Raw genomic sequence first — 25675 nt, 5'->3', positions numbered from 1 at the left:
TTCATAAATGCCGCAAGGGATAAAGTCTGTCCAACGCAAACACAAAAAGGTAAATGACATGAATACGACTCTCTCAGGAAAAATTGCACTGGTCACCGGCGGCAGCACCGGTATTGGTCTTGCCACGGCGCAGGAGCTGGCGGCACAGGGCGCGAAGGTGTACATCACCGGGCGTCGTCAGGCCGAACTTGACGCCGCGGTAGCAGAGATTGCTTCTGACGCAGTGGGCATTCGCGCGGACGTCTCTAAGCTTGCCGATCTGGATGCGGTTTATGCCCGGATAGCAAAAGAAGAAGGCCGTCTTGATATTCTGTTCGCCAATGCGGGTGGCGGCGATATGCTGCCGCTGGGCGCGATCACCGAAGAACAGTTTGACCGGATTTTTGGCACCAACGTTCGCGGGGTGCTGTTCACGGTGCAGAAGGCGCTGCCGCTGTTATCAACCGGCTCGTCGATCATTCTGACCGGCTCGACGGTGTCGATTAAGGGGACGGCCAATTTCAGCGTCTACAGCGCCAGTAAGGCCGCGGTGCGTAACTTTGCCCGCTCCTGGGCGCTGGATTTGCAGGGCCGTGGGATCCGCGTCAATGTCGTAAGCCCGGGCCCGATCAAAACGCCAGGTTTAGGGGATCTGGTGCCGGAAGAACATCGCCAGGGGCTGTACGACGCGCTGGCCGCGCAGGTGCCGCTCGGACGTTTAGGCGCGCCGGGCGAGGTGGGTAAAGCGGTGGCGTTTCTGGCCTCCGACGCGGCCAGCTTTATCAACGCCACCGAGCTGTTTGTGGACGGCGGGATGGCGCAAATTTAATCCAGGCTGCGCCAGCAGCGAACGTGACGGCCCTCGCGAGAGGGCTGTAGCGGCTGAGGACGTTCGCACCCCTGCGCGGCCATCGGGCAGCGGTCGCGGAAAAAACAGCCTTCGGGCAGATGACGGTTGCCGGGCAGCTCCGTTTTGCGTAACGCCAGCGTTTCATCCAGCGGCTCTCCGGTGCGGGGAACCGAATCGAGCAGCAGGCGGGTATAGGGGTGGCGCGGCTCGCCAAGTACCTGCGCGGCGCTGCCCAGCTCCACAATCTGTCCGAGATACATCACCGCCACGCGGTCGCTCATGTGTCTGACCACCGAGACGTTATGCGAGATCAGTACGTAGGTCAGATTACGCTGCTGCTGTAGCGTCACCAGCAGGTTGAGGATTTGCGCCTGCACGGAGATATCCAGCGCGCTGGTGGGTTCATCGAGCACGATGATATCCGGGTCGGACGAAAGCGCCCGGGCGATGGCAATGCGCTGGCGCTGCCCGCCGGAGAAGGCGTGTGGAAGGCGGTCGAGATATTCCGGGCGAATGCCCACCTGCAGCGCCAGATCCGCCGCCAGCTGGCGGCGCTCGCGCTCGCTGCTGCGTTTTTGCACCCACACCGGCTCGGTAATGATGCGCCAGACCGGCAATCGCGGGTCGAGCGAGGAGAGCGGATCCTGAAACACCATCTGCATGCCACCGGCGTGGTGGGCACGCTGGCATGCGCCGGTGCTGGGTTTAAGCATCCCCATCAGCAGCTGCGCCAGCGTGCTTTTCCCACAGCCGGATTCCCCGACAACGCCCAGCGTTTCGCCCCGACGGATCTGGAGATCCAGCCCGTTGAGCGCATGGACCCGTTCAGTCACGCGGCCCAGCCAGTTTTTGCGCGACGCAAAGTTCACGTGCACGCTATCCAGTTCCAGCAGTACATCAGACATGGTGTTTCTCCCGTTGTGGATACCAGCAGGCAGCCTGTTGGCCCTCTGCGCCTTGGGGCTGCAGGCGCGGCGTTTCGCTGCATTTCGCCCCCGCGGCAAAGCAGCGCTCGCGGAACGCGCACCCCTGCGGAAGCTGGCTGAGGTTGGGCACAGTGCCGGGGATGGCGGGAAGCAGGTCGCGCGGCTGGCCGTTTTCCGGCGCGCACCGCAGCAGGCCGATAGAATAGGGATGCACAGGGTGGTGGATCAGCGTTTGCGTGGCACCGCTCTCTATCACGCTGCCCGCATACATTACGTACATTCTGTCGCAGAGCTGGGATACCACGGCCATATCATGGCTGATAAACAGCACCGAGGTGCCGCTGGCCTTCGCCTTATGCTTCAGTAAACGCAGCACCTGGAGCTGGACGGTAACGTCCAGCGCGGTGGTTGGCTCGTCGGCGATGATCAGCTCCGGCTCGCAGGAAAAGGCAAGGGCGATCATCACCCGCTGGCGCATGCCGCCGGAGAGTTCAAACGGATAACGCGCCATGACCTGCTTCGCGTCCGGAATTTGCATCTCTTCCAGCAGGGCGATCGCCTTCTGCTGCGCCTCGCGCCGGGAAAGCGGCTGATGCTGGCGGATCACCTCCACCATCTGTTTGCCAATCCGCCGCGTCGGGTTGAGGGCGGTCATGGGCTCCTGAAAAATCATCGCCACTTTAGCACCGCGCCACTGGCGAAGCTGTTTCTCGGACGCCGTCAGGACGTTTTCACCGAGTAATCTCACCTGACCGTGATGAATACGGTAGCTGCCCTCCGGCAGCAGGCGCATGGCGAGCATGGCGGTAACGGATTTGCCCGACCCTGATTCGCCCACCACGCCGACAATTTCGCCCCTGCCGATCTCAAGCGAAACGTGGTTCAGCGCATGAACCTCCCCGCGAAAAACCGGGAAGCTCAGATGCAGGTCTTCAATATTGAGTACCGGTTCGGTCATTACTGTTTGCCTCCTGACTTCGGATCCAGCAGATCGCGGATACCGTCGCCAAACAGATTAAAGCCCACGGCGGTAATCAAAATCGCCGCACCGGGAAAGGCGCAGTACCACCACTGGTCCAGGACGTAGTTACGGCCCACGGCCACCATCGCGCCCCATTCGGCGGTGGGCTGCTGCGCCCCCAGGCCAATAAACCCCAGCGTGGCGGCCATCAGAATGGCGCTGCCGATATCCAGCGACGCCTGCACGATCAGCGGCGGCAGGGCGTTGCGCAGGATATGCCAGCGGATCAAATGCCAGCGGGAGGCGCCAAAGGTGCGGGCGGCCTGAACGTAGGTGAACTGTCGCACCACCAGGGTTTGCCCGCGCGCCAGCCGCACGTAGAACGGTATGCGGACAATCGCAATCGCCAGCATGGCGTTAAACAGGCTCGGACCGAGCGCGGCGGCCAGCGCCATGGTCAGCACCAGAGAAGGAATGGAGAGCATAATGTCCATCACCCGCATGATGACGGCGTCGCCGCGCCCGCCCAGGACGCCGGACAAACAGCCCAGCAGCGAGCCAATGCCGCCCGCAATCACCACCACCGCCAGCCCGGCGGTAATCGACTGCTGGCTGCCCGTCAGCACGCGGCTGAACAGGTCGCGTCCCACCTCATCGGTGCCAAACCAGTGTTGCGCAGAGGGTGCCTGCAGGCGGGCGGTGAGATCCAGCGCGTTCGGGTCATGCGGCACTATCCACGGCGAGGTCACCATCAGCAAAAGCATCGCGATCATAATGACGCCGCCGACGATCGTGAGCGGGCTTTGGCGCAGCATCCAGAACAGCTTTGCCCAGTTGATGCGTTGTCTGGTGGTTTTCACCGGGACGGGTGTTTCCTGCGTTAACATCATTCGGCACCTCCGCGCCCGATTCGCGGGTCAATCCACAGGTAAAGCAGATCGACCACCAGATTAACCAGCACGTAGGCCAGCGAAACGACGACGGCAAAGCCCATCACCGCCGGGAAGTCCAGCGCCTGAATGGACGTCACCACCCAGGCGCCCATACCCGGCCAGGCAAAGACGGTTTCTGTCAGGACGGCGCCGTAAAGCAGGTCACCCAGCGCCAGCCCGAGCACGGTAATGGACGGGATCATCGCATTTGGCAGGGCGTAGCGCAGGACGATGTACCAGCCGGGCAGCCCGCTGGCGCGTGCGGTGCGGATGTAGTCCTCGCTAAGCTGCTCCAGCATCGCCGAGCGCACCTGGCGCGCCACGATGCCCAGGTGAACAAACGCCAGCGTCAGCGAGGGTAAAATCAGGTGCTGCAGCGCGTTGAAAAAGACTTCACCGTTGCCTTCCAGCAGGGCGTCCAGCAGATAAAACCCGGTGACGTGCGTCGGCGGATCGAGCCAGTCGTCCAGCCTGCCGCCGCCCGGCAGAATCTGCAGATGCCCGTAGAACAGGACAATCACGCCCAGCCCAAGCCAGAATGCAGGCGTGGAAATCCCGGTCATCGCCATTAAACGCACCAGGTGATCCAGCCAGCGGTTGCGGTACACCGCCGACAAAATCCCCAGCGGCACGCCGATAACCAGCGCCAGCAGCAAAGAACAAAAGGCCAGCTCCAGCGTGGCGGGGAAAAAGGCCTTCAGGTCTTCCGCAACCGGGCGTCCGGTACGGATGGATGTGCCTAAATCACCGTGGGCCAGGGCGTCCACGTAGCGGCCAAACTGCACATACAGCGGCCGATCCAGCCCCAGCTGCTGGCGAATGTTCTGCACGATTTCGTCGCTGGCGCGATCGCCCGCCAGCAAACGCGCCGGGTCGCCGGGGATCATGTGTGAAATAATAAAGGTAATAATACAGACACCGGCCACCACCAGGAGTAACCCCCAGCAGCGCTGGCGCACGATGCTCCAGAACGTCATACGCTTTCCCCCGACGAGAACCGTTATTTACTCATGGTGGCGATGTTGAACACCTGCTCGAGCATCGGATTAAAAGTGAAGCCTTTGACCTCTTTGTTCATCGCCAGCTGGTAGTTCTTCTGGAACAGATAGACGTAGGCCGCTTCGTCAATCACCACCTTTTGCGCCTGCTGGTAATCTTTGGTGCGTTCCGCCTGGTCGGTGGTTTTCAGCGCGGCCTGCAGCAGCGAATCCACCTCTTTGTTCTCATAGAACGAGCGGTTGCCCGGCAGCCCTTTTTTGTCCGATTCGAACCAGTAGTTCATGAACATGTACGGGTCGGCAAAGTCCGGGCTCCAGTTGCCGATGGCAATGTCGTAATCGCCTTTGCCGACGCGGTCGCGCATGGTGGCATTGGCCAGTTTTTCCAGCTTGACGTTAATGCCGATCTTGCCAAGGCTCGCCTGAGTGGAGAGGGCGATAGGCTCCCAGTTCGGATCGTTGTCCGAGTATAGGAAGGTCAGGCTGGCGGGCTTGTCTTTGACCTTCTCCAGCGCCGCTTTGGCTTTGGCCTCGTCGAAGCTGTACTGCATTGCCGCGGCGTCAAAGCCCCACATGCCTTCCGGGATCGGGCCGCGCATCTGCTTGCCGTTGCCGCTCAGAATGCCTTTTACCATTCCCTGATAGTCTGTCGCCCAGGAGATGGCCCGGCGTAAATCCACCTGATTGAGCGGCGGTTTGCTGTTGTTGAGATAGAGATAGGTCACGCGCAGGGAGGGGTATTCCGCGACGGCGACTTTGCCTTCCTGCTTCAGGGCCGCAAGCTGATCGACCGGCAGGGAGTCGGCAATGTCCAGATCGCCGCGGGAAAGCTGCAGTCGGCGCGAGGCGCTTTCACCGATAATTTTCACCGAGACGCGCTTAAAGTGCGGCTTGTCGCCCGGCCAGTGAGGGTTCGGCACCAGGATCAGCTGCTGGCCTTTCTGCCAGCTCTTCAGCATAAACGGCCCGGAACCGGCGGTATTTTGCGCCAGAAAACCGCGCGCGTCGTCCGAGGCATTGGCCTTCAGCACCGCCGGGTTAATGATGGACGCCCCGTCGTTTGCCAGCGTGTAGAGGAAAGGCGCGAACGGCTGGCTGAGGGTGAATTTCACCGTGTGGTCATCGACGGCATCAATTTTCAGATCTTTCGGGAAGGCTTCAGACGGCCCCTGGCCGAGCTTCAGCAGGCGCTCAAAGGAGAGTTTGACCGCTTCGGCGGTGACCGGCGTGCCGTCGGAGAATTTGGCGTTATCCGTCAGGGTAAAGGTCCACTCTTTCTGGTCGTCGGACGCCTTCCAGCCCGTCGACAGATCGCCCTCCACCTCGGTAGAGCCGGGCTTGTACTTGACCAGACGCTGGTAGGACGGATAGGTGACGGTCCAGTCGTTGTTATCGATGGTGATGGCAGGGTCGAGCGTTTGCGGGTCGGCGGCTTTACCGATCGCCAGCATGTCTTTCGGGACGGCGGCCAGCGCCAGCGGGGCGCTCAACGCCAGCGTGGCGGCAATCAGAGTCGTGAGAAGCGATGTTTTCATGGCAGTGCTCCAGGTTAAAGAGAGGTGTGCGTCAGGGGAAAACAGGCAAAACGGTCTTCAAGCAGCGGGTAGCTGGCGGCGTTCGGCAGTTCGAAGTGCCACCATTCGCTGCTAATCCCCACAAAACCGCCGCCGAACATGATGGCATTCAGCAGCAGACGGTTGCGCTGGGCGTGCGGGGGTACGGAAGGGTGATAGGGATGCGAACGGTCATGCATTTCGTCAAAGCCGGCGCCCATATCCAGCACGCTGTTATGCTCGTCCATCAGGGTGACGTCGATGGCCGTACCGCGGCTGTGATTGGAGCCAATTGCCACATCGACCACATACTCCGGGTTCGGGCAGGCGTCCCACAGCTGGGCCTGCGCCTGCTGCGGCCGGTAGGCGTCATACACCACCAGCTTCAGCCCGGCCAGGGCGGCAATGCTGATGGCTTTTGCCAGCGCGGTGGCGGCGTCGGTATGCAGCAGGCACAGCGCCTCCTGATAGATCGGCCTGCCGGTGATGTTGTCGGCGGTGGCGTACTTCAGATCGATATGCAGCGAGGGAAACGTCTTCGCCACGTTAATCAGTTCACTCTCATCGGGCATAGCTCCGCTCCTTTAGCGTTCGAATTGACCAAACTCTTGTTGTAATTGTCGGTTTTCCGCCAGACGCGCCGGGAGCGCATCACCCAGCGCTTCCACTACGCCCGACAGCAGCAGGTTGAACAGACAGCTCACGGGGGCAAGCGAATCCCAGAAATGACCGGTATCGGTTTTCACCTGCAGTAAATCCATCGGGTAATCCCGTGCCCACGGGCACCAGATGTCGGTGATTAAGGCCAGCGGGATCCCTTTTTCGCTCGCCACGCGGCAGTACTGGCGGGCCATCGTGGAGTAGGTGCGCGTATCGGTCAGCACAACGTAAGGGTGCGAAAACCCGGAGTTGAGTGATTCCACCCAGCTGCCGGACGCGCCTTCGGAATAGCTCACGCGCGGGCGAAGGTACTCGAGGTGGCTGAAGAAGGCGTTGGCGATCCCGCGCGTGGACTGGATCCCCAGCACAAACACCGCGTCGGCGTGAGCCAGGTTGTGCACCACCTGACGGAAGGCATCCGTTTGCGCCAGCTGATACACCTGCGTAATGGCGTCCACCTCCAGCGAGAGGGCATGCTGAAGGCGGTTGGGGAGGGGACGCTGCTGCTGCCAGGAGTCCAGCCGCTCGTTCATGCCCCAGGGCTGATACGGATCGCGCAGGCTCTTTTTGACATCTTCCAGGTTGCGATACCCCAGCTTGCGCAGGAAGCGTCCGACGGTGATCCCGCTGGTCCCGCTCGCCAGACCGACGCTCTCAGCGGTTTCAAACGGGATTTGTGCGGCGTGCGCCAGCAGCCAGCTCCCGACCCGCTTTTCGCTGGGAGTGAGCTGGCTGAACGTCGCTTCGATACGGCTCAACATCTCGGGTTTCGTCGTCATACCGCCTCGCTGTTAACTGGCTGTCAAAAGCTGGATTTGTGTTACCGGGTTAACAATGCACGACGCGTGCCATGTTCACGGTGAGGTAAAAACCCGCCGTGCTGTTAATTTCACGCAATATTTAGTTAACCAATGATCAACATTTGTGCAGCGTAGTTCACTTTTGGTGCAGCGGCTGACGCGGCAGGTATGAATTTGATGAATACGTCAGTCCGTTCACATTTTTGATAAGATAAAAGGACAGTGAACATAAAAGGGATCCCGGCATGGCGAATTTGCCCTGGCGAATCAGCGTGCGCCTGGCGGCGCTGGCAAAGAAAACAGGGATGGTCGTGGGGATCGTCCTGGTCGTCCTGCTGGCGGTGCGGGTCTATCTCTCGCAGCAGGGGCCGGACCTGCACCTCTGGCACACCTGGCGGGCGGACGAGATGTCCGTCCGTGAACTCGATAACACCAACTTTGCCGGGTATGTTGCCCGGGAAAACGCCATTTTCGCCGAGCTTGGTAGGGCGGTGACGGCGAAAACAGCGGGCGAGGAACAAACGCCGCTAAACCGCTATTATCGCCAGAGCCTGGTTTGGCCGGGACAGTTCACGCCCGATGCCAACCGTTCGTTTGTGCTGATGCCAGCAGGAAAACCCCGTGGCGCGGTGGTATTGCTGCACGGACTGACGGACTCGCCTTACAGCGTCAGGCACCTTGCCGAAAATTATCAACAGCATGGCTTCGTGGCCGTGGTTCCGCGCCTGCCCGGACACGGCACCGCGCCCGGCGCGCTGACGGACGTTGACTGGGAGATGTGGCTCGCGGCGACGCGTCTTGCCGTGCGGGAAGCCACGCGCCTGACGGGGGATAACGTGCCGCTGCATCTGGTGGGGTACTCTAACGGCGGGGCGCTGGCGATGAAATATGCTCTCGATGCGCTGGATTCCTCTGCGCTTCGTCGGCCGCAGCAGGTAATCCTGCTCTCACCGATGATCGGCGTGACGGCCTTTGCGCGCTTTGCCGGTTTTGCAGGGCTACCCGCGCTGCTGCCGGCGTTTGCCAAAGCGGCGTGGTTGAATATCTCTCCGGAATATAACCCGTATAAATACAACTCGTTCCCGGTGAACGCCGCCCGCCAGTCGTGGCTGCTGACGAAGGCCCTGCAGGAGCAGATTGGCCGCGAGGCGCGGGAGAACAGGCTGGCGAATTTGCCGCCGATCCTGGCGTTCCAGTCGGTGATGGATTCTACGGTCAGCACCCGCGCGGTGGTGACCGGCCTGTTTGACCAGCTTCCGGCAAACGGCAGCGAGCTCGTGGTGTTTGACATCAACCAGGCGGCGAGCTTCCGCCCGCTGTTCAAGCCGTCGTCGTGGACGGCAACCTCGGCGCTGCTGCCGGTTGCGCAGAGGCGTTACGGTGTCACGATTATTACCAATGCGGACGCACACAGCTTCTCGACGGTGGCGAAAACAACGCCAGCAGGCAGCACGCGGGAGACGGTTGTGCCGCTTGTGCAGACCTGGCCGCAGGATGTCTATTCCTTGTCGCATATCGCCGTGCCGTTCCCGCCGGATGACGATCTCTATGGCCGTGAGCCTGGGGTGAAAAACCGCTACGGGATAAGCCTGGGGACAATTGCGCTGTGGGGAGAAACGTCCGTGTTGAGCGTCGGAAAAGAGGCGCTGATGCGGGTCACCTCGAACCCGTTTTACGACTATATGCAGGAGAGGATCGACAGCAGGATTGGCGATGGGGAAAAGTAATGTTCCCTTGTGGCGTGAATATGTTAGGTCGCATTGATTAAGTATGTTACATAGTAGCTTCAAGGCACCTCTCATCATCATTGGAACCCCTTTTTGTGCTGACGACGCTGATCTACCGAAGCCAATTGAATTTATCCCGCCCGTCCACAGAACTGCGGGAGCTGGTGGAGCGCGCCAGGGGCCGCAACACAAAACTGGATATTACCGGCGTCCTCCTGGCAAAAGGGAATGACGTTCTGCAGATCCTCGAAGGGTCGGAAGAGAGTGTGGTCAAACTGTTCCACACCATCCGTGAGGACAAGCGTCACAGTGGGGTGGTTGAACTGCTGCGGGACTATGGTCCGCGCAGACGCTTCGAAAACGTCGGTATGCTGCTGTTCGACCTGCAAACGCAGTCGCCGAAAGAGGTGCTGCAGTCGGTGCTGCGCTACAGCAAGCTGGACAGCTATCTGACATCTGATGACCGGGTGTTCAAATTTATTCAGACCTTTATAACCGGTAAACGTCCGGCCCCGTCGGGGACGCGTTACACCTCGGACAAATGGACGCTCTCGACCGAAGCGCTACCCTTTGGCGAACATCTGGGCCTGATTGCCGGGCAAACCTGCCAGTTTGCGCTGCAGCCAATTGTCGAGCCCTCGGAAGGGAAAATCAGCTCCCTTGAGGCGCTTATCCGTAGCAATGACGGCGGCAGCCCGGAACATTTCTTCAGCTCCCTGGACCCGGCGAAAATCTATGAAGTCGATCTCCAGACGAAAGCGTATGCCTTCGCGCTGGCGGAAAAGCTGGGCATTGGTAGCCATAAAATCGCGGTAAACCTGCTGCCCATGTCGCTGGTGAATGTCCCTGGCGCGGTGGAATTTCTGGTCGATGAGATTAAAAAACATGGCCTTCAGCCGGAGCAGGTGGTCATTGAAGTCACTGAAAACGAGATGATCTCCGGGTTCAACCAGTTTAACAGCGCCATCAAGCGGCTTCGTGGTGAGGGGGTTGGCCTGGCGATCGATGATTTTGGCTCGGGCTATGCCGGTCTTTCGCTGTTGACCCGCTTCCAGCCGGATAAAATCAAAATCGACCGCGAAATCATTAGCGATATCCATCTCAGCGGCCCGAAGCAGGCGATTGTGCGCTCCATCATCAGCTGCTGCTCCGATCTTGAAATTACCCTGGTGGCCGAAGGGATCGAGAAAATAGAGGAGTGGTGCTGGTTAGAATCTGCCGGGATCCGCCGCTTCCAGGGCTTCCTGTTTGCCCGTCCGCAGCTAAACGGTGTTGGCGATATTCGCTGGCCGCATCTGAAGCGTTAGGCAATTTTCCTCCCGCGTTATTTCCCCTTTTCCCTGCCTGTGCTTAAATAGCTAAAACGGGTTAACATAGTTTAGCTAAGAGGATCACATGGAAAAAATCTGGGTACTTGGCGATGCGGTGGTGGATTTATTGCCCGATGGCGAAGGGAAATTACTGCAGTGCCCCGGTGGCGCACCGGCAAACGTCGCGGTGGGCATTGCCCGGCTGGGGGGCAAAAGCGCGTTTATCGGCAGGGTTGGCGACGATCCTTTCGGGCGCTTTATGGCGAAAACGCTCGCTGACGAGCGGGTCGACGTGAAGCATATGCGCCTTGACCCGGCCCACCGTACCTCTACGGTAGTGGTGGATCTGGATGACCACGGCGAACGCTCGTTTACCTTCATGGTGCGCCCGAGCGCCGATCTGTTTCTGGAACCCGCCGACCTGCCGACCTTCAGCGCGGGCGAGTGGCTGCACGTCTGTTCCATCGCGCTAAGCGCAGAGCCGAGCTGCACGGCGACTTTTCAGGCGATGGACGCCATCCGGAAGGCGGGAGGCTACGTCAGCTTTGACCCCAATATTCGCCCGGATCTCTGGCCGGATGAGAACGCGCTGCGTCGCTGCCTGGAACAGGCCCTGCAAAGCGCCGACGTGGTCAAGCTCTCCATTGAGGAACTGGCATTTTTAACCGGCGATGCGGATGTAAGAGAAGGTCTGAACACGCTGATGCAGCGCTGCCCGGCGCGCCTGGTGCTGGTCACCCAGGGAAAAGAGGGCGTTATCGCCTGGGATCAGGGCGCGGTGAAACACTATCCGGCTACTCCTGTGCAATGTGTCGATACCACTGGCGCGGGCGATGCCTTTGTCGCCGGGCTGCTCTACGGGCTGGCCGCCGGTCAGGAGCTGGTCCCGGCAATCGCCTTAGCCCAGCGCTGCGGCGCGTTAGCCACCACGGCAAAGGGGGCGATGACCGCGTTGCCCTGGCAGCACGACCTGTAATCCTTCCTCCACTGGCCGCCGTCCGGCGGCCTGAATTGTCGCCTCGATCACACTTACTAAATCGGTTTAGCAAAAAAGATTGCCGATCCAAAATTCCCGGGTTTAGTATCAGCAGCCTAAACCGGTTTAGCAATTTAGCACGTTCGATTAATACTTTTAGGGATGCGACAAAATGTATAAAAAACGCAGACTTGCCGTGATGATAGGCATGCTGGCCGGCAGTACCTCTGTTTTTGCCCAGACGGATATGACAAGTATCGAAGCGCGCCTTGCCGCGATGGAGCAGCGCCTTCAGGCTGCTGAAGCGCGTGCGCAGGTCGCTGAAAAACGCGCCACCGAAGCCGAACAAAAAACGCAGCAGCTGGTCGCCGCCCAGCAGCAGACGCAAACCACAACCCAGGCGGTGGCGCAGCGTACCGCCGCGCTGGAGAAAAAAGCGGATCAGAGCAGCGGATTTGAGTTCCACGGCTACGCCCGCTCCGGCCTGCTGATGAACGACGCGGCCTCCAGCAGCAAAAGCGGCCCGTACCTGACGCCAGCCGGGGAAACCGGCGGTGCGGTAGGGCGTCTGGGTAACGAAGCCGACACCTACGTCGAGCTGAACCTGGAGCACAAGCAAACCCTGGATAACGGGGCGACCACGCGCTTCAAGGCGATGCTGGCCGACGGTCAGCGAACCTATAACGACTGGTCAGCCGATACCAGCGATCTCAATATTCGCCAGGCCTTTGCGGAGCTGGGTAACCTGCCTGATTTTACCGGCGCGCTAAAGGGCAGCACCTTCTGGGCGGGTAAACGCTTCGACCGCGACAACTTTGACATTCACTGGCTGGATTCCGACGTGGTATTCCTGGCCGGTACCGGCGGCGGCGTCTACGACGTGAAGTGGAACGACTCGCTGCGCAGCAACTTCTCGATCTACGGCCGCAACTTCGGCAGCGTGGAGCAGACCGACAATAACGTTCAGAACTACATCCTCAGCATGAACCACTTCGCCGGCCCGCTGCAGGTGATGGTGAGCGGCCTGCGGGCGAAGGATAACGACGACCGTAAAGACGCTAACGGCGATCTCATCAAAACCGACGCGGCCAATAACGGCGTTCATGCCCTGGTGGGGCTGCACAACGAGAGCTTCTATGGCCTGCGGGAAGGGAGTGCCAAAACGGCGCTGCTGTACGGTCACGGCCTGGGCGCAGAAGTTAAGAGCATCGGTTCCGACGGGGCGCTGCTGTCTGATGCCGATACCTGGCGCTTCGCAAGTTACGGTGTCACGCCTGTTGGCGGTGGCTGGAGTATCGCGCCTGCCGTGCTGGCGCAGAGCAGCAAAGATCGCTACGTCAAGGGCGACAGCTATGAGTGGGTGACGCTCAACACCCGCCTGATTAAAGAGGTGACCCAGAACTTCGCGCTGGCGTTTGAGGGAAGCTATCAGTACATGGATTTACATCCGGAAGGCTATAAGGACCGGAACGCCGTTAACGGCAGTTTCTACAAGCTGACCTTTGCGCCAACGTTAAAAGCGAGCAAAATCGGCGATTTCTTCAGCCGCCCGGAGCTGCGCCTGTTTGCCACCTGGATGGACTGGAGCAGCAAACTGGATAATTACGCCAGCGATGATGCCTTTGGCAGCAGCGGCTTCAACGCTGGCGGGGAATGGAACTTTGGGGTCCAGATGGAAACCTGGTTTTAACCCATCACGCTCCCGCCCGGCGGGAGCGTTTCGCACATCATAAAAAGAAGTCAGGCAGAGGTATCTATGGATGTTAATCAAATCGCCCGCGAGCTTATTCCGCTGCTGGGCGGCAAGGAAAATATCGCCAGCGCTGCGCACTGCGCTACGCGTCTTCGTCTGGTGCTGGTCGACGACGCGCTTGCCGATCGGCAGGCGATTGGCAAGGTCGAGGGCGTGAAGGGCTGTTTTCATAACGCCGGGCAGATGCAGGTCATTTTCGGCACGGGCGTGGTGAATAAGGTCTACGCCGCGTTTATTCAGGCGGCGGGGATTAGCGAGTCCAGCAAGTCTGAAGCGGCGGATATCGCGGCGCGCAAGCTGAACCCGTTCCAGCGCATTGCGCGTTTGCTTTCCAATATCTTTGTCCCGATCATTCCCGCCATTGTGGCGTCCGGCCTGCTGATGGGCCTGCTCGGCATGGTGAAAACCTATGGCTGGGTCAATGCGGATAACGCCCTCTACATCATGCTGGACATGTGCAGCTCAGCGGCGTTTATCATTCTGCCAATCCTGATCGGCTTTACCGCGGCGCGGGAATTTGGCGGGAACCCGTATCTGGGCGCGACGCTGGGCGGCATTCTGACCCACCCGGCACTGACCAACGCCTGGGGCGTGGCCTCCGGCTTCCACACCATGAACTTCTTCGGCCTTGAGATCGCGATGATTGGCTACCAGGGCACGGTATTCCCGGTGCTGCTGGCCGTCTGGTTTATGAGCATCGTCGAGAAAAACCTGCGCCGCGCGATCCCGGACGCGCTGGATCTGATTTTGACGCCGTTCCTTACCGTCGTTATCTCTGGCTTCATCGCCTTGCTGGTTATCGGCCCGGCAGGGCGCGCGCTGGGCGACGGCATCTCCTTTATTCTGAGCACGCTGATTGAACACGCGGGCTGGCTGGCCGGGCTGCTGTTCGGCGGGCTGTACTCGGTGATTGTGATCACCGGTATTCACCACAGCTTCCACGCGATTGAAGCCGGGCTGCTGGGTAACCCGTCGATTGGCGTAAACTTCCTGCTGCCGATCTGGGCCATGGCGAACGTGGCGCAGGGCGGCGCCTGTCTGGCGGTGTGGTTTAAAACCAAAGACGCGAAAATCAAAGCCATTACCTTACCGTCGGCGTTTTCTGCGATGCTGGGCATTACCGAAGCGGCCATTTTTGGTATCAACCTGCGCTTCGTGAAGCCGTTTATCGCGGCGCTGATCGGCGGCGCGGCGGGCGGAGCCTGGGTGGTGTCAGTGCATGTCTACATGACCGCCGTCGGGCTGACCGCTATTCCGGGCATGGCTATCGTTCAGGCGAGCTCGCTCCTTAACTATATTATCGGCATGGTGATTGCCTTCGGCGTGGCGTTTACCGTCTCGCTGCTGCTGAAATATAAAACGGACTCTGAATAATGACGCAACTTTCCCGCTGGCCTGCGATCCTGCAGGCCGTTATGAAAGGGCAGCCGCGGGCGCTGGCAGACAGCCATTATCCGCAGTGGCACCCCGCGCCGGTGACGGGGCTGATGAACGACCCGAACGGGTTTATCTGGTTTGCAGGACGCTACCATCTGTTTTATCAGTGGAACCCGCTGGCCTGCGAGCATCGCTTTAAATGCTGGGGGCACTGGAGCTCTGCAGACCTGGTACACTGGCAGCATGAGCCGCTGGCGCTGATGCCCGACGAAGAGTATGACCGCAACGGCTGCTACTCCGGTAGCGCCGTGGACAACCACGGCGTTCTCACGCTGTGCTACACCGGCAACGTTAAGTTTGATGACGGTAGCCGCACCGCCTGGCAGTGCCTCGCCGTGGAGCAGCCGGACGGAACCTTTACGAAGCTGGGGCCGGTGCTGGCGCTGCCGGAAGGCTACACCGGCCACGTGCGTGACCCGAAGGTATGGCAGCACGGCGGGGAGTGGTACATGGTGCTGGGTGCGCAGGATGTGCAAAAGCGCGGCAAAGTGCTGCTGTTTAAATCAGCCGATTTGCATGCCTGGACGTCCTGCGGGGAGATCGCTGGTCACGGCGTCAACGGCCTGACGGAAGCGGGGTATATGTGGGAGTGCCCGGACCTGTTCGCCCTCGACGGAACGCACGTCCTGATCTGCTGCCCGCAGGGGCTGGCGCGCGAGCCGCATCGCTACCTCAATACCTATCCGGCCACCTGGATGAGCGGGGCGTTTGACTATGCCAGCGCCGCATTCGATCACGGCGAGCTTCACGAGCTGGACGCGGGCTTTGAGTTCTACGCCCCGCAAACCACGCTGGCGGAAGACGGACGCCGCATTCTGATCGGCTGGATGGGCGTACCGGACGGGGAAGAGATGCTTCAGCCGACGCGGACGCACGGCTGGATGCACCAGATGACCTGCCCGCGTGAATTACGCTATCGTGACGGCAGGCTCTGGCAGACCCCGGCGCGCGAGCTGGCGGCGCTGCGTGAAGATGAGCAGCACTGGCAGGGGCGCGCCAGCGAGGCGCCGGAACTGGACGCGACGCGCCTGGAGTTTGAGCTGGGCGCATCGCAGGTGAATGTCGATTTCGCAGGCGCGCTGCGCCTCACGGTCGATGAGCAGGGTTTACGCCTTGAACGCGCGAGCCTGAAAACCGGTGAAACGTTGACCCGCTACTGGCAGAGTGAGGTTCGTCATTTACGCGTTCTGTGCGACTGCTCAAGCGTTGAAATTTTCATCAACCACGGTGAAGGGGTGATGAGCAGCCGCTATTTTCCTGACCATCCGGCCCGGGTGCGATTCGAAGGTGCGTCCGACATCACATTACGCTACTGGTCGCTGCGCGCCTGCATGATAGAATGAGGGTTTTGGCAGCCGGATCTAAGTCGTTGTGAGAAAAACAAAACGCGTCACCATAAAAGACATCGCGGAGCTGGCGGGTGTGTCAAAAGCCACCGCCAGCCTGGTCCTGAACGGGCGCAGCAAAGAGCTTCGCGTGGCGGAAGAGACGCGCGAGCGCGTGCTGGCGATTGCAAAAGAGCACCACTATCAGCCCAGCATTCACGCCCGCTCGCTGCGCGATAACCGCAGCCACACCATTGGACTTGTCGTTCCTGAGATTACCAACTACGGTTTCGCCGTCTTTTCTCACGAGCTGGAAACGCTGTGCCGCGAGGCCGGCGTTCAGCTGCTTATCTCCTGCAGCGATGAAAATCCGGGGCAGGAGACGGTGGTGGTGAACAATATGGTGGCGCGTCAGGTGGACGGGCTGATTGTGGCCTCCAGCATGCTGAACGATGCGGACTACCTGAAGCTCAGCGAGCAGCTGCCCGTGGTGCTTTTTGACCGGCACATGAACGACAGCGCACTGCCGCTGGTGATCACCGACTCCATTTCCCCGACAGCGGCGCTGGTAGCGGACATTGCGCGCCAGCATCCGAATGAATTCTACTTCCTCGGCGGCCAGCCGCGCCTGTCTCCGACGCGCGACCGTCTGGACGGTTTTAAGCAAGGTCTGCGAGAGGCCGGCGTGGAGCTTCGCCCCGAGTGGATCATTCACGGTAACTATCACCCGAGCTCCGGATACGAGATGTTTGCCGAACTCTGCGCCCGCCTGGGGCGTCCGCCAAAAGCGCTTTTCACCGCCGCCTGCGGGCTGCTGGAAGGGGTGCTGCGCTATATGGGCCAGCATAACCTGTTGCAAAGCGATATCAGATTAGCCAGCTTTGACGATCACTATCTCTACGATTCACTGACGATCCCGGTGGATACCATTCGTCAGGACAACCGCCAGCTGGCGTGGCACTGCTTTGATCTGATTGGCAAATTGATCGAAGGGGAGACGCCGCAGCCATTGCAGCGCAAGCTGGATGCCACCCTGCAGCGGCGCTATAAGTCAGCGGTATAGCCCCAGGCGATACATCAATAACTTTAATTAATTTAAGTTTTGGAAGCGCCGATAACCATAAGGAATAATTCTCCTTGAGGTATTGGTTTATGTCGTTGAAAAAGTCGTCCCTGATTGTCCTGTTCTCGCTGCTTTTGTTCTTTATCGTCAGCACCGTGACGAGCGTTGGCCTCATCATTAAAAGTAATAACTCGCTGGATAACGTCAACAAAGAGATCCAGGTGGTGCTGTCGATTATTGACCCCATCAACCACAGCCGTACGCTGCGCGTGCGGGTGATGGAGTACGTGAAGATGGTGGAAGCGGGCAACGCGGCGGACGAGTCTGCAAAGCTTGCCGCAGTGAAAGAGGCGCTGACCAAAGCGGACAATGCCTTTGCGGCGTTTATGGCTTCGCCGCGTCTGACGGATGAAGCACCGATGGTGAGTGCCTATCAGGACGCCTGGCAAAACTACCGCAACCAGGGACTGGCGCCGCTGATCGATGCCGCAGCGGCGCACGATGTCGCCAAGTTTGACGCGCTGATCCCGGAAGTTTCCCGTCTCGATCGTCAGTACGAAATCATTCTCGACCAGGTGCTTTCGGTCCACCAGAAATACGCCAAAAGCCTGAACGAGGATGCGAGCAGCAATTTCGTCTCCGGCCTGGTGATGATTGCCGTTATTGCCTGCCTGTTTGTGGTGGTGATCGTTGCAGTCAGCATCTTCATGAAGCGCTTTGTCTTTGCCCCGGTCAACCTGGCGCGCGAGCACTGCAGCCAGATTGCGGCGGGCAAGCTGGATGTTCCGGTGCCGGTGAAGGGGAGTTCAAGCAACGAAATCGACCACCTGATGGGCTCGATGGAGCAGATGCGTCAGGCGCTGCTGGCGACCATCGCCCAGGTGCGCGATGCGAGCCATACCGTGACGCACGCGGCGCAGGAGATTGCCGCCGGGAATATCGATCTGGCTTCGCGTACCGAGCAGCAGGCTTCCGCGTTGACCCAGACGGCGGCGAGCATGGAGGAGCTGAGCGCGACGGTGGCGAACAATACCGATAATGTCTATCAGGCCGGAAAACTGGTGCAGGACGCGGTGAACAATGCCCACACCGGGGAAGCGGTGACCCGCGAAGTCATCGACACGATGAACACCATCGCGGCGAACTCGAAGCGCATTGAAGACATCACCAGCGTGATCAACAGCATCGCCTTCCAGACCAACATTCTGGCACTTAACGCGGCGGTTGAAGCGGCGCGCGCCGGTACGCAGGGCCGCGGCTTTGCAGTGGTGGCCAGCGAAGTGCGTACTCTCGCGCAGAAAAGCGCGGTGGCGGCTAAAGACATCGAGAGCCTGATTGCGCAGTCGGTCTCCAGCGTCAAAAACGGTGCGGAGCTGGTGAGCCGCTCGGGCGAGGTGATTGATTCGATTATTTCGTCGGTGAATAAGGTGAATACGCTGATGGAGCAAATCTCCGTCGCCTCCGAAGAGCAGAGCCGCGGGATCGGCCAGGTCGGGCAGGCGGTAACCGAGATGGATGGTGTGACCCAGCAGAACGCCGCGCTGGTGCAGCAGTCCGCGGCGGCAGCTGCCTCGCTGGAAGAGCAGGCGCAGCAGCTTTCGCGGAGTATTGCGAGTTTTAGGTTGCCGGTGCAGGCGTAAGTCTTTGACACGTGCCGGGTGGCGCTGACGCTTACCCGGCCTACGAAACCTGCAGGCCCGTGCAAGCGTCAGCGCCACCGGGCAATAACCGCGAATGTGCGGCCAGAGTAATTATTTCATTCACCCCAGCAATATTTCCCTTCCTCATCCGTCTACCTCATCACAAGCCATAATCAGTTACGGTAAACGAGGTAAACACCATGAGAGATTTTGAAATGCACGGCAGAGGTCACGGGCGCGGATTCGGGCGCCACCGTATGGGCAAGGGCTTAGTCATCGGCGCGGTGATTTTCATCGTGCTCGGTCTGCTGGTGATGTCCCTGTGGAACGCCTTGCTCCCGGCGATCCTCGGCGTGAAGGCCATTGGTTTCTGGCAGGCGCTGGGGATTCTGGTGCTGAGCCGCATTCTGTTTGGCGGGTTAGGTTTCCGCCCGGGGATGTTTGGCGCGCACCGGCGGATGCACGAGCGCTGGATGAAAATGACGCCCGAGCAGCGCGAGGCGTTTATTCAGCAACGTCGCGAAGGCTTTGGTCGTCACGGTCGCGGTCACTGCGGCTGGCACGGTCATCGTGACGATAAGCGCGATGACGCCGCGCCCAAAACGCCGGAAGCAGAGTGAGCGAAATGAAAGCCGGGGAGGCGGGCGGATCCATGCTGATATCGGCGCTCAACGCCTGCCGCGCCCGGCTGAAAGCCTTCATTCGCGGACGGACGTCCGTTCGCGATGATGCCGACGACATTTTGCAGGAAGTCACGTATCAGCTGATGAAAGTGGAGCAGCCGGTCGAAAACGTCGCGGCCTGGCTGTTCCGCGCGGCGCGTAACGAGATGACAGACCGGGCGCGTAAAAAGCGCGAGGTGCCGCTCTCCGGCTATTTTACGGGCGAAGACGAAGAGGGTTTTCCCGAGGACGAGCTGGCCGAAACCCTGTTCGGCGTACCGCAAACGCCGGAGGAGGAGTATCTCAAAACGCTGCTGTGGGAAGAGCTGGGGCAGGCGCTGTCTGAACTGTCGCCACCGCAGCGCGAAGTGTTTGAAAAGACCGAGCTGCACGGGTACAGCATTAAAATGCTGGCAGAGGAGACGGGGGCCAGCGAGCAGGCGCTTCTATCCCGCAAGCACAAGGCGGTGCTGTTTCTGCGCACGCGGCTGCGGGATATTTACGACGCGCTGACGGGGGAATAGCGGCGACAGACAAAACCTTACACTTCCGGCACTTGTAGATTCATCACTATCGTTTATGATCGGGGCGTCTTGTTACTCTGGAATATTATGCGCAACCGTCAGCTCCTCGGAAAATGGCTTCTGATCATCACCTGTCTCGCGATGGCGATTTGCCTCGTGCAGCGTGCGGTGATGCTCAACCATTTTTTACAGGGACTGGATCCGCAGATTTCACTGAGTGCAGATGCCCCAACCCAAAGCAGCACCGAGCAGTCCGGGCCATCGCCCTGCCAGCTGGGCGCCCAGTCGCTTCTTTGTGCCCAGCCTCTGTTCTTCGACGGCGCGCTGCCGGCTATCATTATCTTCTTCGCGCTGTTACAGCTGCTGACGCAAGGGCGGGCATTCGCTCCCGCGGAACAGCCGGTTCAGGCACCGCCTCCCCGAATACACCTTAAAAACTGCGTTTTCCGTGAATGAAAATCATCGTCACCACACGATAATTTTTCACTGTTCACGGAGTAATACATGGTTAATCTCTTCAGGGGATTCGTCTTCCTGTGGCTGTCCTGCATCGGCGTTGCCCATGCGGCAGACACCGGCTGGCTGGTCTCCCCTCAAAACGATCACGCCCGCATCCGCTTTCAGGCGGAAAGGGAACAAACGCACATTAAAGGCCTGCTCACCGTTGAGCTAAAGCCCGGCTGGAAAACCTACTGGCGATCTCCGGGCGAGGGCGGCGTCGCGCCAAAAATCAGCTGGCCGGAAGGCGTAACGGATAGCTGGTCCTGGCCGGTTCCTTCGCGCTTCGATATCTCCGGCATGACCACGCAGGGGTATCACGATAAGGTCACGATTCCGATCGTTCTCGACGGGGTGAAGAGCGACGCGCTCAATGGAACGCTCACGCTCTCCACCTGCAGCAACGTCTGCCTGCTGACGGACTACCCGCTGCATCTCAATTTTACCCAGCCGGTGGATGACGGCTTCCAGGCCGCCTTCGAGCAAGCGATGCGCGCCGTTCCGGGCACGTCTGGCGTATCCACGGATCTCTCCGCATGGCTCGCTGGCGACAAGCTGGTGATTACCGGCACGACGGACGGGAAGTGGGACAATCCGGGGATCTACTTTGACCCGCTGGAGGGTGACATTCTCCCCGGCGAGCCGGCCATTAAGCACGACGGCAACAGGCTTCGGGTGACGGTACCCGTGACCGACGAATGGGGCGATAAACCCGCCTCGCTGGAAGGCAAGAGGCTGTCGTTTGTGCTGACCAATGGCGGTAACGCGCAGCAAACCACCATGACCGTTGGGGCAACTCCCGCAGAGCCTTCCGCGCCTGAAGGAACGGGTAAAATGGTGCTTTTTGCCCTGCTTGGCGGATTGATCCTGAACCTGATGCCCTGCGTGCTGCCGGTAATGGGCATGAAGCTTAACAGCATCCTGCAGGCGGGATCGGACAGGCGCGCCATCAGGCTGCGCTTCCTGGCCACCAGCGCCGGGATCCTCACCTCCTTTGCGCTGCTGGCCGCGATGGTGACCGCGCTTAAGCTGACCGGAGCGTCGCTGGGGTGGGGCATTCAGTTCCAGAACCCGTGGTTTATCGGCCTGATGGTCGCCGTCACCTTCCTCTTTGCGCTGAACCTGTTTGGGGCGTTTGAGATGCTGCTCCCTTCTGCTGCCGCCGGGCGGCTGGCAATGGCAGGGGGCACAGGGCTTGGCGGCAGCTTCTGCGAAGGGATGTTCGCCACGCTGCTTGCCACGCCGTGCTCCGCGCCGTTCCTCGGCACGGCGGTTGCCTTTGCCCTTGGCGCGCCGCTGCACGCCCTGTGGCTTATCTTCCTGATGCTGGGCGTGGGCATGAGCCTGCCGTGGCTGTTTGTGGCCCTGGTGCCGAAAACGGCCATGCTGCTGCCAAAACCCGGCCGCTGGATGAACACGCTCAAAACGATCCTGGGCCTGATGATGCTGGCCTCCAGCCTCTGGCTGGTCACGCTGCTGAGCCTGCATCTCGGCGAGGCGGTCAGCCAGATCGTGATGCTGGTGCTGATCGCTATCGGGCTGGCGCTGTTCGCGAAGAAGGGGCAAACCTCCTCGCCGTTATTCTGGGTCGTGGTCATCGCGCTGTCGGTGTTCGGCGGGTATCAGCTGCGCGGGTTGCTCAACTCACCGTCTGACGCCACCACGCAAAGCGTCGCACAGACCATCCCGTGGCAGCCGCTCAGCGAGGAGGCCATTGAGCAGGCGCTGGCGCAGGGGAAACGGGTGTTTGTGGATATCTCGGCGGACTGGTGCGTGACCTGCAAAGTTAACGAGCACCGGGTACTGCGTCAGCCGGACGTTATTGCCGCGCTGAGTCAGCCGGACGTGGTGGCCCTGCGCGGAGACTGGAGCCAGCCCTCCGCGCTTATCGCGGAGTTTCTCGCGAAGCGAAACCGCTACGCCATTCCGTTTAATGAGGTCTATGGCCCCGGCACGCCTGATGGCGAAATCCTCTCGCCGCTGCTGGACAAGCGCACCCTGGTCACCACCCTGAATAACGCAAAAGGCTAATGCATTATGAAAAAATTCCTTATTACGCTTATGCTCCTGCTGGCCTCGACTCAGGTGATGGCAGCCCAGCAGCTGACGCCGGACCAGGAGCAGCGCGCGCAGAAGATGATCGCTGATTTCCTGTTTAACGATCCGGATTCGCCGCGTATTGGCGCGAAAAATCCAAAGCTTACCCTGGTGGTGTTTACCGACTATAACTGCCCGTACTGTAAGAAATTCGATCCTTACCTGGAGAAGATCGTCGAAAAACACCCTGATGTGGCGGTGGTCTTTAAGTTTTTACCTTTCCGCTCGGAAAGTTCATTGACCGCCGCGCGCGACGCGTTAACCGTCTGGCGCGCGCATCCCGAGCAGTTTATGAAATTTAACCATACCCTGATGGCCAAAAAGGGATACCACGATGACGCCAGCATTTAGGAGGCGCAAAAGCGCGCGGGGGTGAGCGTCACCGCGCCTGATGATGAGAGCATGGTGTCGATCAAACGCAGCCTGATCGTCGCGGAAAAAATGGGAATTCAGGGCACGCCCGCCACGCTTATCGGCGAAGGGCTGCTGCCCGGCTGGGTTCCTTTTGAACAGTTCGACGAAATGGTCAGTGACGCACTGAAAAACCGCTAACCTGAAGGGGGCGGAATGCCCCCGACAAACCGGAGAGGGAAATGAAAAAATTACTGTTACTTTCGGCGCTGGCGACCTCAGGGCTGGCCCAGGCCGCTGATGCCATACCGGATGTGGTGAAGCAGTTCAGCGAGCAGCAGCAGATCAAAATCATTAAGAAACTGGATGCCCCCGGCGGCGCACCGGCCTGGCTGGGGCAATATCAGGACATGGGCGTGACGCTGTTTTTAACGCCGGACGGCAAGCACGTCATCTCGGGCTATCTGTACGATGACAAAGGAAATAACCTCAGCGAAGGCTATTTCCAGAAAGAGATCTACGCTCCGATGGGACGCGAGATGTGGAAGAATCTCAACGCGGCGCATCCCCTGAAGGAAGGGGCAGATAACGCCCCGCGTAAGGTCTTCGTCTTCGCCGATCCGTTCTGCCCGTACTGCAAGCAGTTCTGGGCCGAAGCGCAGCCGTGGGTGAAGGCGGGCAAGGTTCAGCTCAACACGCTGCTGGTGGCGTTTCTTAACCCCAACAGCGGGCGCAACGCCTCTGCGATCCTGAATGCGAAAGATCCGGTTTCGGCCTGGCGCGAATACGAGCTTTCCGGTGGGAAAAAATTGCCAAAACCTGAAGGGGACGCATCCCGCGAAACGGTAGCGATCCTGCAGAAACACCAGGCGCTGATGGACAGCCTGGGCGCAAACGCCACGCCAGCCATTTACTATCTGAATGCGGAAAACGAGCTGCAGCAGGTGGTCGGTATGCCGGACGCGCAGCAGCTTGAGGCAATGTTCGGGCCGAAGCCGTAAGAAATCAGGCAGAAACGGGGTGTTTCTGCCTGATAGTCACTTAGCTACCCCAGCGTCCTTTGAGGTAGTTCACCGCCTGCTGGGTCTGCGGCTGGTTCAGGTAATCTTCCCGGAACAGGATGGTGCCGTTCACGTTGGGCAGCGAATCGTTGAGATCGAGCTGCTTTTTCAGCTCCGGCACGCCGCCCTGTACCGTCCAGTCCGGCTCATTCTTCGACGGTTCGCCCACCTTGTAGAACGCAATGCCGATATACAGGCGGGTGTGGGTCGGCTTGACGACGTCGGCCCACCATTTGGTCAGCACGTCGTAGCGCGCGGCATCACGGGCGAAGGGCCAGTATATCTGCGGGGCAATGTAGTCCAGCAGGCCCTGCTGCACCCACTGACGCGTATCGGCGTAGGATTCATCGTAGGCCGCGGCGCCGCGCGTGTCCGAACCCGCCGGGTCAAAGGAGCGGTTCCGCCACACGCCCGCCGGGCTGACGCCAAACTCCACGTTGGGCCTGGTCTGCTTGATCGCGCGGGACACCTGCACGATCAGCTGCTGCGTATTGTGTCTGCGCCAGTCGGCTTTTGAGGCAAATCCCTGGCCGTACTGCCGCCAGGTTTGCGCGTCGTTGAGCGCGGATCCCGGGGATTCAGCGTAAAAGTAATCATCAAACTGCACGCCGTCTACCGGGTAGTTTGCCACCACTTCGGTCACCACTTTGGTTATCCAGTCGCGCACTTCGGGAATGCCCGGGTCGAGAACAAAACGATCGCCGGAGACGCGTACCCATTCCGGGTGCTGAACATAGACGCTGGACGGGGTCAGATATGAAGTCCGGTTCAGGGCGGCGATGGTTGAGGGCTTAGTATTGGTCGACACGCGGTAAGGGTTGAACCAGGCATGAACCTTCATGCCGCGCTTGTGCGCTTCATCCAGCATAAACTGCAGCGGGTCGTAACCCGGGTATTCGCCGATGTTGCCCGTCAGCATATCTGACCACGGTAGAATTTTTGATGACCAGAGCGCGGTGCTGTCCGGCTTCACCTGGAAAAATACGGTGTTAATCCCGAGGCGCTTAAGGTTGTCGAGCTTGCCGATCAGCGCCTGCTTTTGCATGGTGATACGCTGGTCGGCGCTGCGGCCGTTCACCGAGGCCACCGGCGGCCAGTCGAGACGAGAGACGGTCGCCAGCCAGACCCCGCGCATCGGCTCGTTTGCCTGCTGCGTCGGTTTGCTGGCGGTGGGAAGAGGGGTAACCAGTGATTTAGGTGGTTTTGAGGAGCAGCTTACAAGTAAAAGCGCGCAGGCAGCCAGCGCACCGATCCGTTTTACGTGTCGCGTCATTTGCGTATTAGCTCTTGATAATCCGACTGTTAGCCCAGGGATTAAAGGCGGGCGCCGCCTGTTCTGCGCTTTCCTCATCGTTGAGGGAATCCAGATACAGGGCTTCAACTTCCGCGCGCGCCCACGGGGTGCGGCGCAGGAATTTCAGGCTCGATTTAACGCTGGGATCTTTTCTGAAACAGTTAATTTTGATGCGGTCGCCCAATTCGCTCCAGCCATACTTCGCCACCAGGGCGTTGACCATCATCTCCAGCGTTACGCCATGTAAAGGATCTTTGGAAATGTGTGCAGTCATAGGCGTCCGGATGTCTCGATTTTT

The 25675-nt window shown here is 59.8% G+C and carries 23 protein-coding genes and 1 pseudogene; 15 read left to right on the top strand and 9 right to left on the bottom strand.

Annotated elements, in window-relative coordinates; translation table 11 throughout:
- The first annotated feature begins 58 nt into the window (after nucleotides 1–58).
- Complete coding sequence (locus tag DG357_RS11700; protein WP_047368601.1) at nucleotides 59–808, top strand: SDR family NAD(P)-dependent oxidoreductase; 750 nt, start codon at nucleotides 59–61, stop codon at nucleotides 806–808.
- Here the strand turns inward: DG357_RS11700 and DG357_RS11695 are convergent.
- Genes DG357_RS11695 through DG357_RS11665 form a run of 7 tightly spaced genes read right to left on the bottom strand, consistent with a single transcriptional unit; the run spans nucleotide 805 to nucleotide 7638 of the window.
- Nucleotides 805–1734 (bottom strand): ABC transporter ATP-binding protein, encoded by a 930-nt coding sequence (locus DG357_RS11695; protein WP_088205477.1) that lies wholly within the window; start codon nucleotides 1732–1734, stop codon nucleotides 805–807. The genes DG357_RS11700 and DG357_RS11695 overlap by 4 nt on opposite strands.
- Nucleotides 1727–2713 carry an ABC transporter ATP-binding protein gene (locus DG357_RS11690; protein ID WP_088205476.1) on the bottom strand — a complete coding sequence of 329 codons (987 nt, stop codon included), beginning with the start codon at nucleotides 2711–2713 and terminating at the stop codon, nucleotides 1727–1729. Before DG357_RS11690 ends, DG357_RS11695 begins: the two co-directional genes overlap by 8 nt.
- Entirely contained in the window at nucleotides 2713–3606 is an 894-nt protein-coding gene (gene ddpC / locus DG357_RS11685; RefSeq protein WP_088205475.1) for a D,D-dipeptide ABC transporter permease, read from the bottom strand. Before ddpC ends, DG357_RS11690 begins: the two co-directional genes overlap by 1 nt.
- Entirely contained in the window at nucleotides 3603–4625 is a 1023-nt protein-coding gene (locus tag DG357_RS11680; protein WP_041909885.1) for an ABC transporter permease, read from the bottom strand. Before DG357_RS11680 ends, ddpC begins: the two co-directional genes overlap by 4 nt.
- 23 nt (nucleotides 4626–4648) lie before the next feature.
- The gene (locus DG357_RS11675; protein WP_088205474.1) at nucleotides 4649–6181 is read right to left on the bottom strand and encodes an ABC transporter substrate-binding protein; all 1533 of its coding nucleotides are present in this window, start codon (nucleotides 6179–6181) and stop codon (nucleotides 4649–4651) included.
- Nucleotides 6182–6195: 14 nt separating this feature from the next.
- Entirely contained in the window at nucleotides 6196–6771 is a 576-nt protein-coding gene (ddpX, locus tag DG357_RS11670; RefSeq protein ID WP_088205473.1) for a D-alanyl-D-alanine dipeptidase, read from the bottom strand.
- A 12-nt stretch (nucleotides 6772–6783) separates the two neighbouring features.
- Nucleotides 6784–7638, bottom strand: coding sequence for a MurR/RpiR family transcriptional regulator (locus DG357_RS11665; protein ID WP_063437971.1), 855 nt, complete (start codon nucleotides 7636–7638; stop codon nucleotides 6784–6786).
- A 266-nt stretch (nucleotides 7639–7904) separates the two neighbouring features.
- On the opposite strand from DG357_RS11665, the gene DG357_RS11660 reads away from it, so the two are divergent.
- The 14 genes and pseudogenes from DG357_RS11660 (at nucleotide 7905) to dsbG (ending at nucleotide 24023) form a co-directional block, all read left to right on the top strand.
- Nucleotides 7905–9386 (top strand): alpha/beta hydrolase, encoded by a 1482-nt coding sequence (locus DG357_RS11660; RefSeq protein ID WP_088205472.1) that lies wholly within the window; start codon nucleotides 7905–7907, stop codon nucleotides 9384–9386.
- A 95-nt stretch (nucleotides 9387–9481) separates the two neighbouring features.
- Nucleotides 9482–10693: a diguanylate phosphodiesterase gene (locus DG357_RS11655; protein WP_028013219.1), complete on the top strand. Its 1212-nt coding sequence runs from the start codon at nucleotides 9482–9484 to the stop codon at nucleotides 10691–10693.
- An 88-nt stretch (nucleotides 10694–10781) separates the two neighbouring features.
- Complete coding sequence (locus DG357_RS11650) at nucleotides 10782–11672, top strand: aminoimidazole riboside kinase (RefSeq protein WP_088205471.1); 891 nt, start codon at nucleotides 10782–10784, stop codon at nucleotides 11670–11672.
- Nucleotides 11673–11844: 172 nt separating this feature from the next.
- A complete protein-coding gene (locus DG357_RS11645; protein ID WP_028013217.1) occupies nucleotides 11845–13362 on the top strand; it encodes a carbohydrate porin in 1518 nt (505 codons plus the stop codon).
- 66 nt (nucleotides 13363–13428) lie between these two features.
- Nucleotides 13429–14799 (top strand): sucrose-specific PTS transporter subunit IIBC, encoded by a 1371-nt coding sequence (locus DG357_RS11640; RefSeq protein ID WP_088205470.1) that lies wholly within the window; start codon nucleotides 13429–13431, stop codon nucleotides 14797–14799.
- A complete protein-coding gene (locus DG357_RS11635; RefSeq protein WP_063437975.1) occupies nucleotides 14799–16205 on the top strand; it encodes a sucrose-6-phosphate hydrolase in 1407 nt (468 codons plus the stop codon). The genes DG357_RS11640 and DG357_RS11635 overlap by 1 nt, the downstream gene beginning before the upstream one ends.
- Nucleotides 16206–16233: 28 nt before the next feature.
- Nucleotides 16234–17250, top strand: coding sequence for a LacI family DNA-binding transcriptional regulator (locus DG357_RS11630; RefSeq protein ID WP_047368592.1), 1017 nt, complete (start codon nucleotides 16234–16236; stop codon nucleotides 17248–17250).
- Nucleotides 17251–17339: 89 nt separating this feature from the next.
- Nucleotides 17340–18890 carry a methyl-accepting chemotaxis protein gene (locus tag DG357_RS11625; RefSeq protein WP_069732929.1) on the top strand — a complete coding sequence of 517 codons (1551 nt, stop codon included), beginning with the start codon at nucleotides 17340–17342 and terminating at the stop codon, nucleotides 18888–18890.
- 200 nt (nucleotides 18891–19090) lie between these two features.
- The gene (locus DG357_RS11620; protein WP_088205469.1) at nucleotides 19091–19510 is read left to right on the top strand and encodes a hypothetical protein; all 420 of its coding nucleotides are present in this window, start codon (nucleotides 19091–19093) and stop codon (nucleotides 19508–19510) included.
- Nucleotides 19511–19515: 5 nt separating this feature from the next.
- On the top strand, nucleotides 19516–20076 hold the full coding sequence (locus DG357_RS11615) for an RNA polymerase sigma factor (protein ID WP_088205602.1): 561 nt from the start codon (nucleotides 19516–19518) through the stop codon (nucleotides 20074–20076).
- 87 nt (nucleotides 20077–20163) lie between these two features.
- The gene (locus DG357_RS11610) at nucleotides 20164–20532 is read left to right on the top strand and encodes a hypothetical protein (RefSeq protein ID WP_028013210.1); all 369 of its coding nucleotides are present in this window, start codon (nucleotides 20164–20166) and stop codon (nucleotides 20530–20532) included.
- Between the two features lie 48 nt (nucleotides 20533–20580).
- Nucleotides 20581–22605, top strand: coding sequence for a protein-disulfide reductase DsbD family protein (locus DG357_RS11605; RefSeq protein WP_088205468.1), 2025 nt, complete (start codon nucleotides 20581–20583; stop codon nucleotides 22603–22605).
- Between the two features lie 6 nt (nucleotides 22606–22611).
- A pseudogene (locus DG357_RS11600) lies at nucleotides 22612–23223 on the top strand (DsbA family protein).
- 41 nt (nucleotides 23224–23264) lie between these two features.
- Nucleotides 23265–24023 (top strand): thiol:disulfide interchange protein DsbG, encoded by a 759-nt coding sequence (gene dsbG / locus DG357_RS11595; RefSeq protein WP_088205467.1) that lies wholly within the window; start codon nucleotides 23265–23267, stop codon nucleotides 24021–24023.
- Between the two features lie 40 nt (nucleotides 24024–24063).
- Here dsbG and DG357_RS11590 read toward each other — a convergent pair whose 3' ends face one another.
- Together DG357_RS11590 and DG357_RS11585 are read right to left on the bottom strand one after the other, a co-directional pair.
- Nucleotides 24064–25356, bottom strand: coding sequence for a glycoside hydrolase family 10 protein (locus DG357_RS11590; RefSeq protein WP_063942441.1), 1293 nt, complete (start codon nucleotides 25354–25356; stop codon nucleotides 24064–24066).
- Nucleotides 25357–25363: 7 nt separating this feature from the next.
- Complete coding sequence (locus DG357_RS11585; RefSeq protein ID WP_041909918.1) at nucleotides 25364–25651, bottom strand: VF530 family protein; 288 nt, start codon at nucleotides 25649–25651, stop codon at nucleotides 25364–25366.
- Nucleotides 25652–25675 lie beyond the last annotated feature (24 nt).

It is taken from the genome of Enterobacter bugandensis, assembly GCF_900324475.1.
Lineage (GTDB): Bacteria > Pseudomonadota > Gammaproteobacteria > Enterobacterales > Enterobacteriaceae > Enterobacter > Enterobacter bugandensis.
Note: the sequence above shows the minus strand (reverse complement) of the source record. Positions and strands in the feature narration are given on the sequence as shown.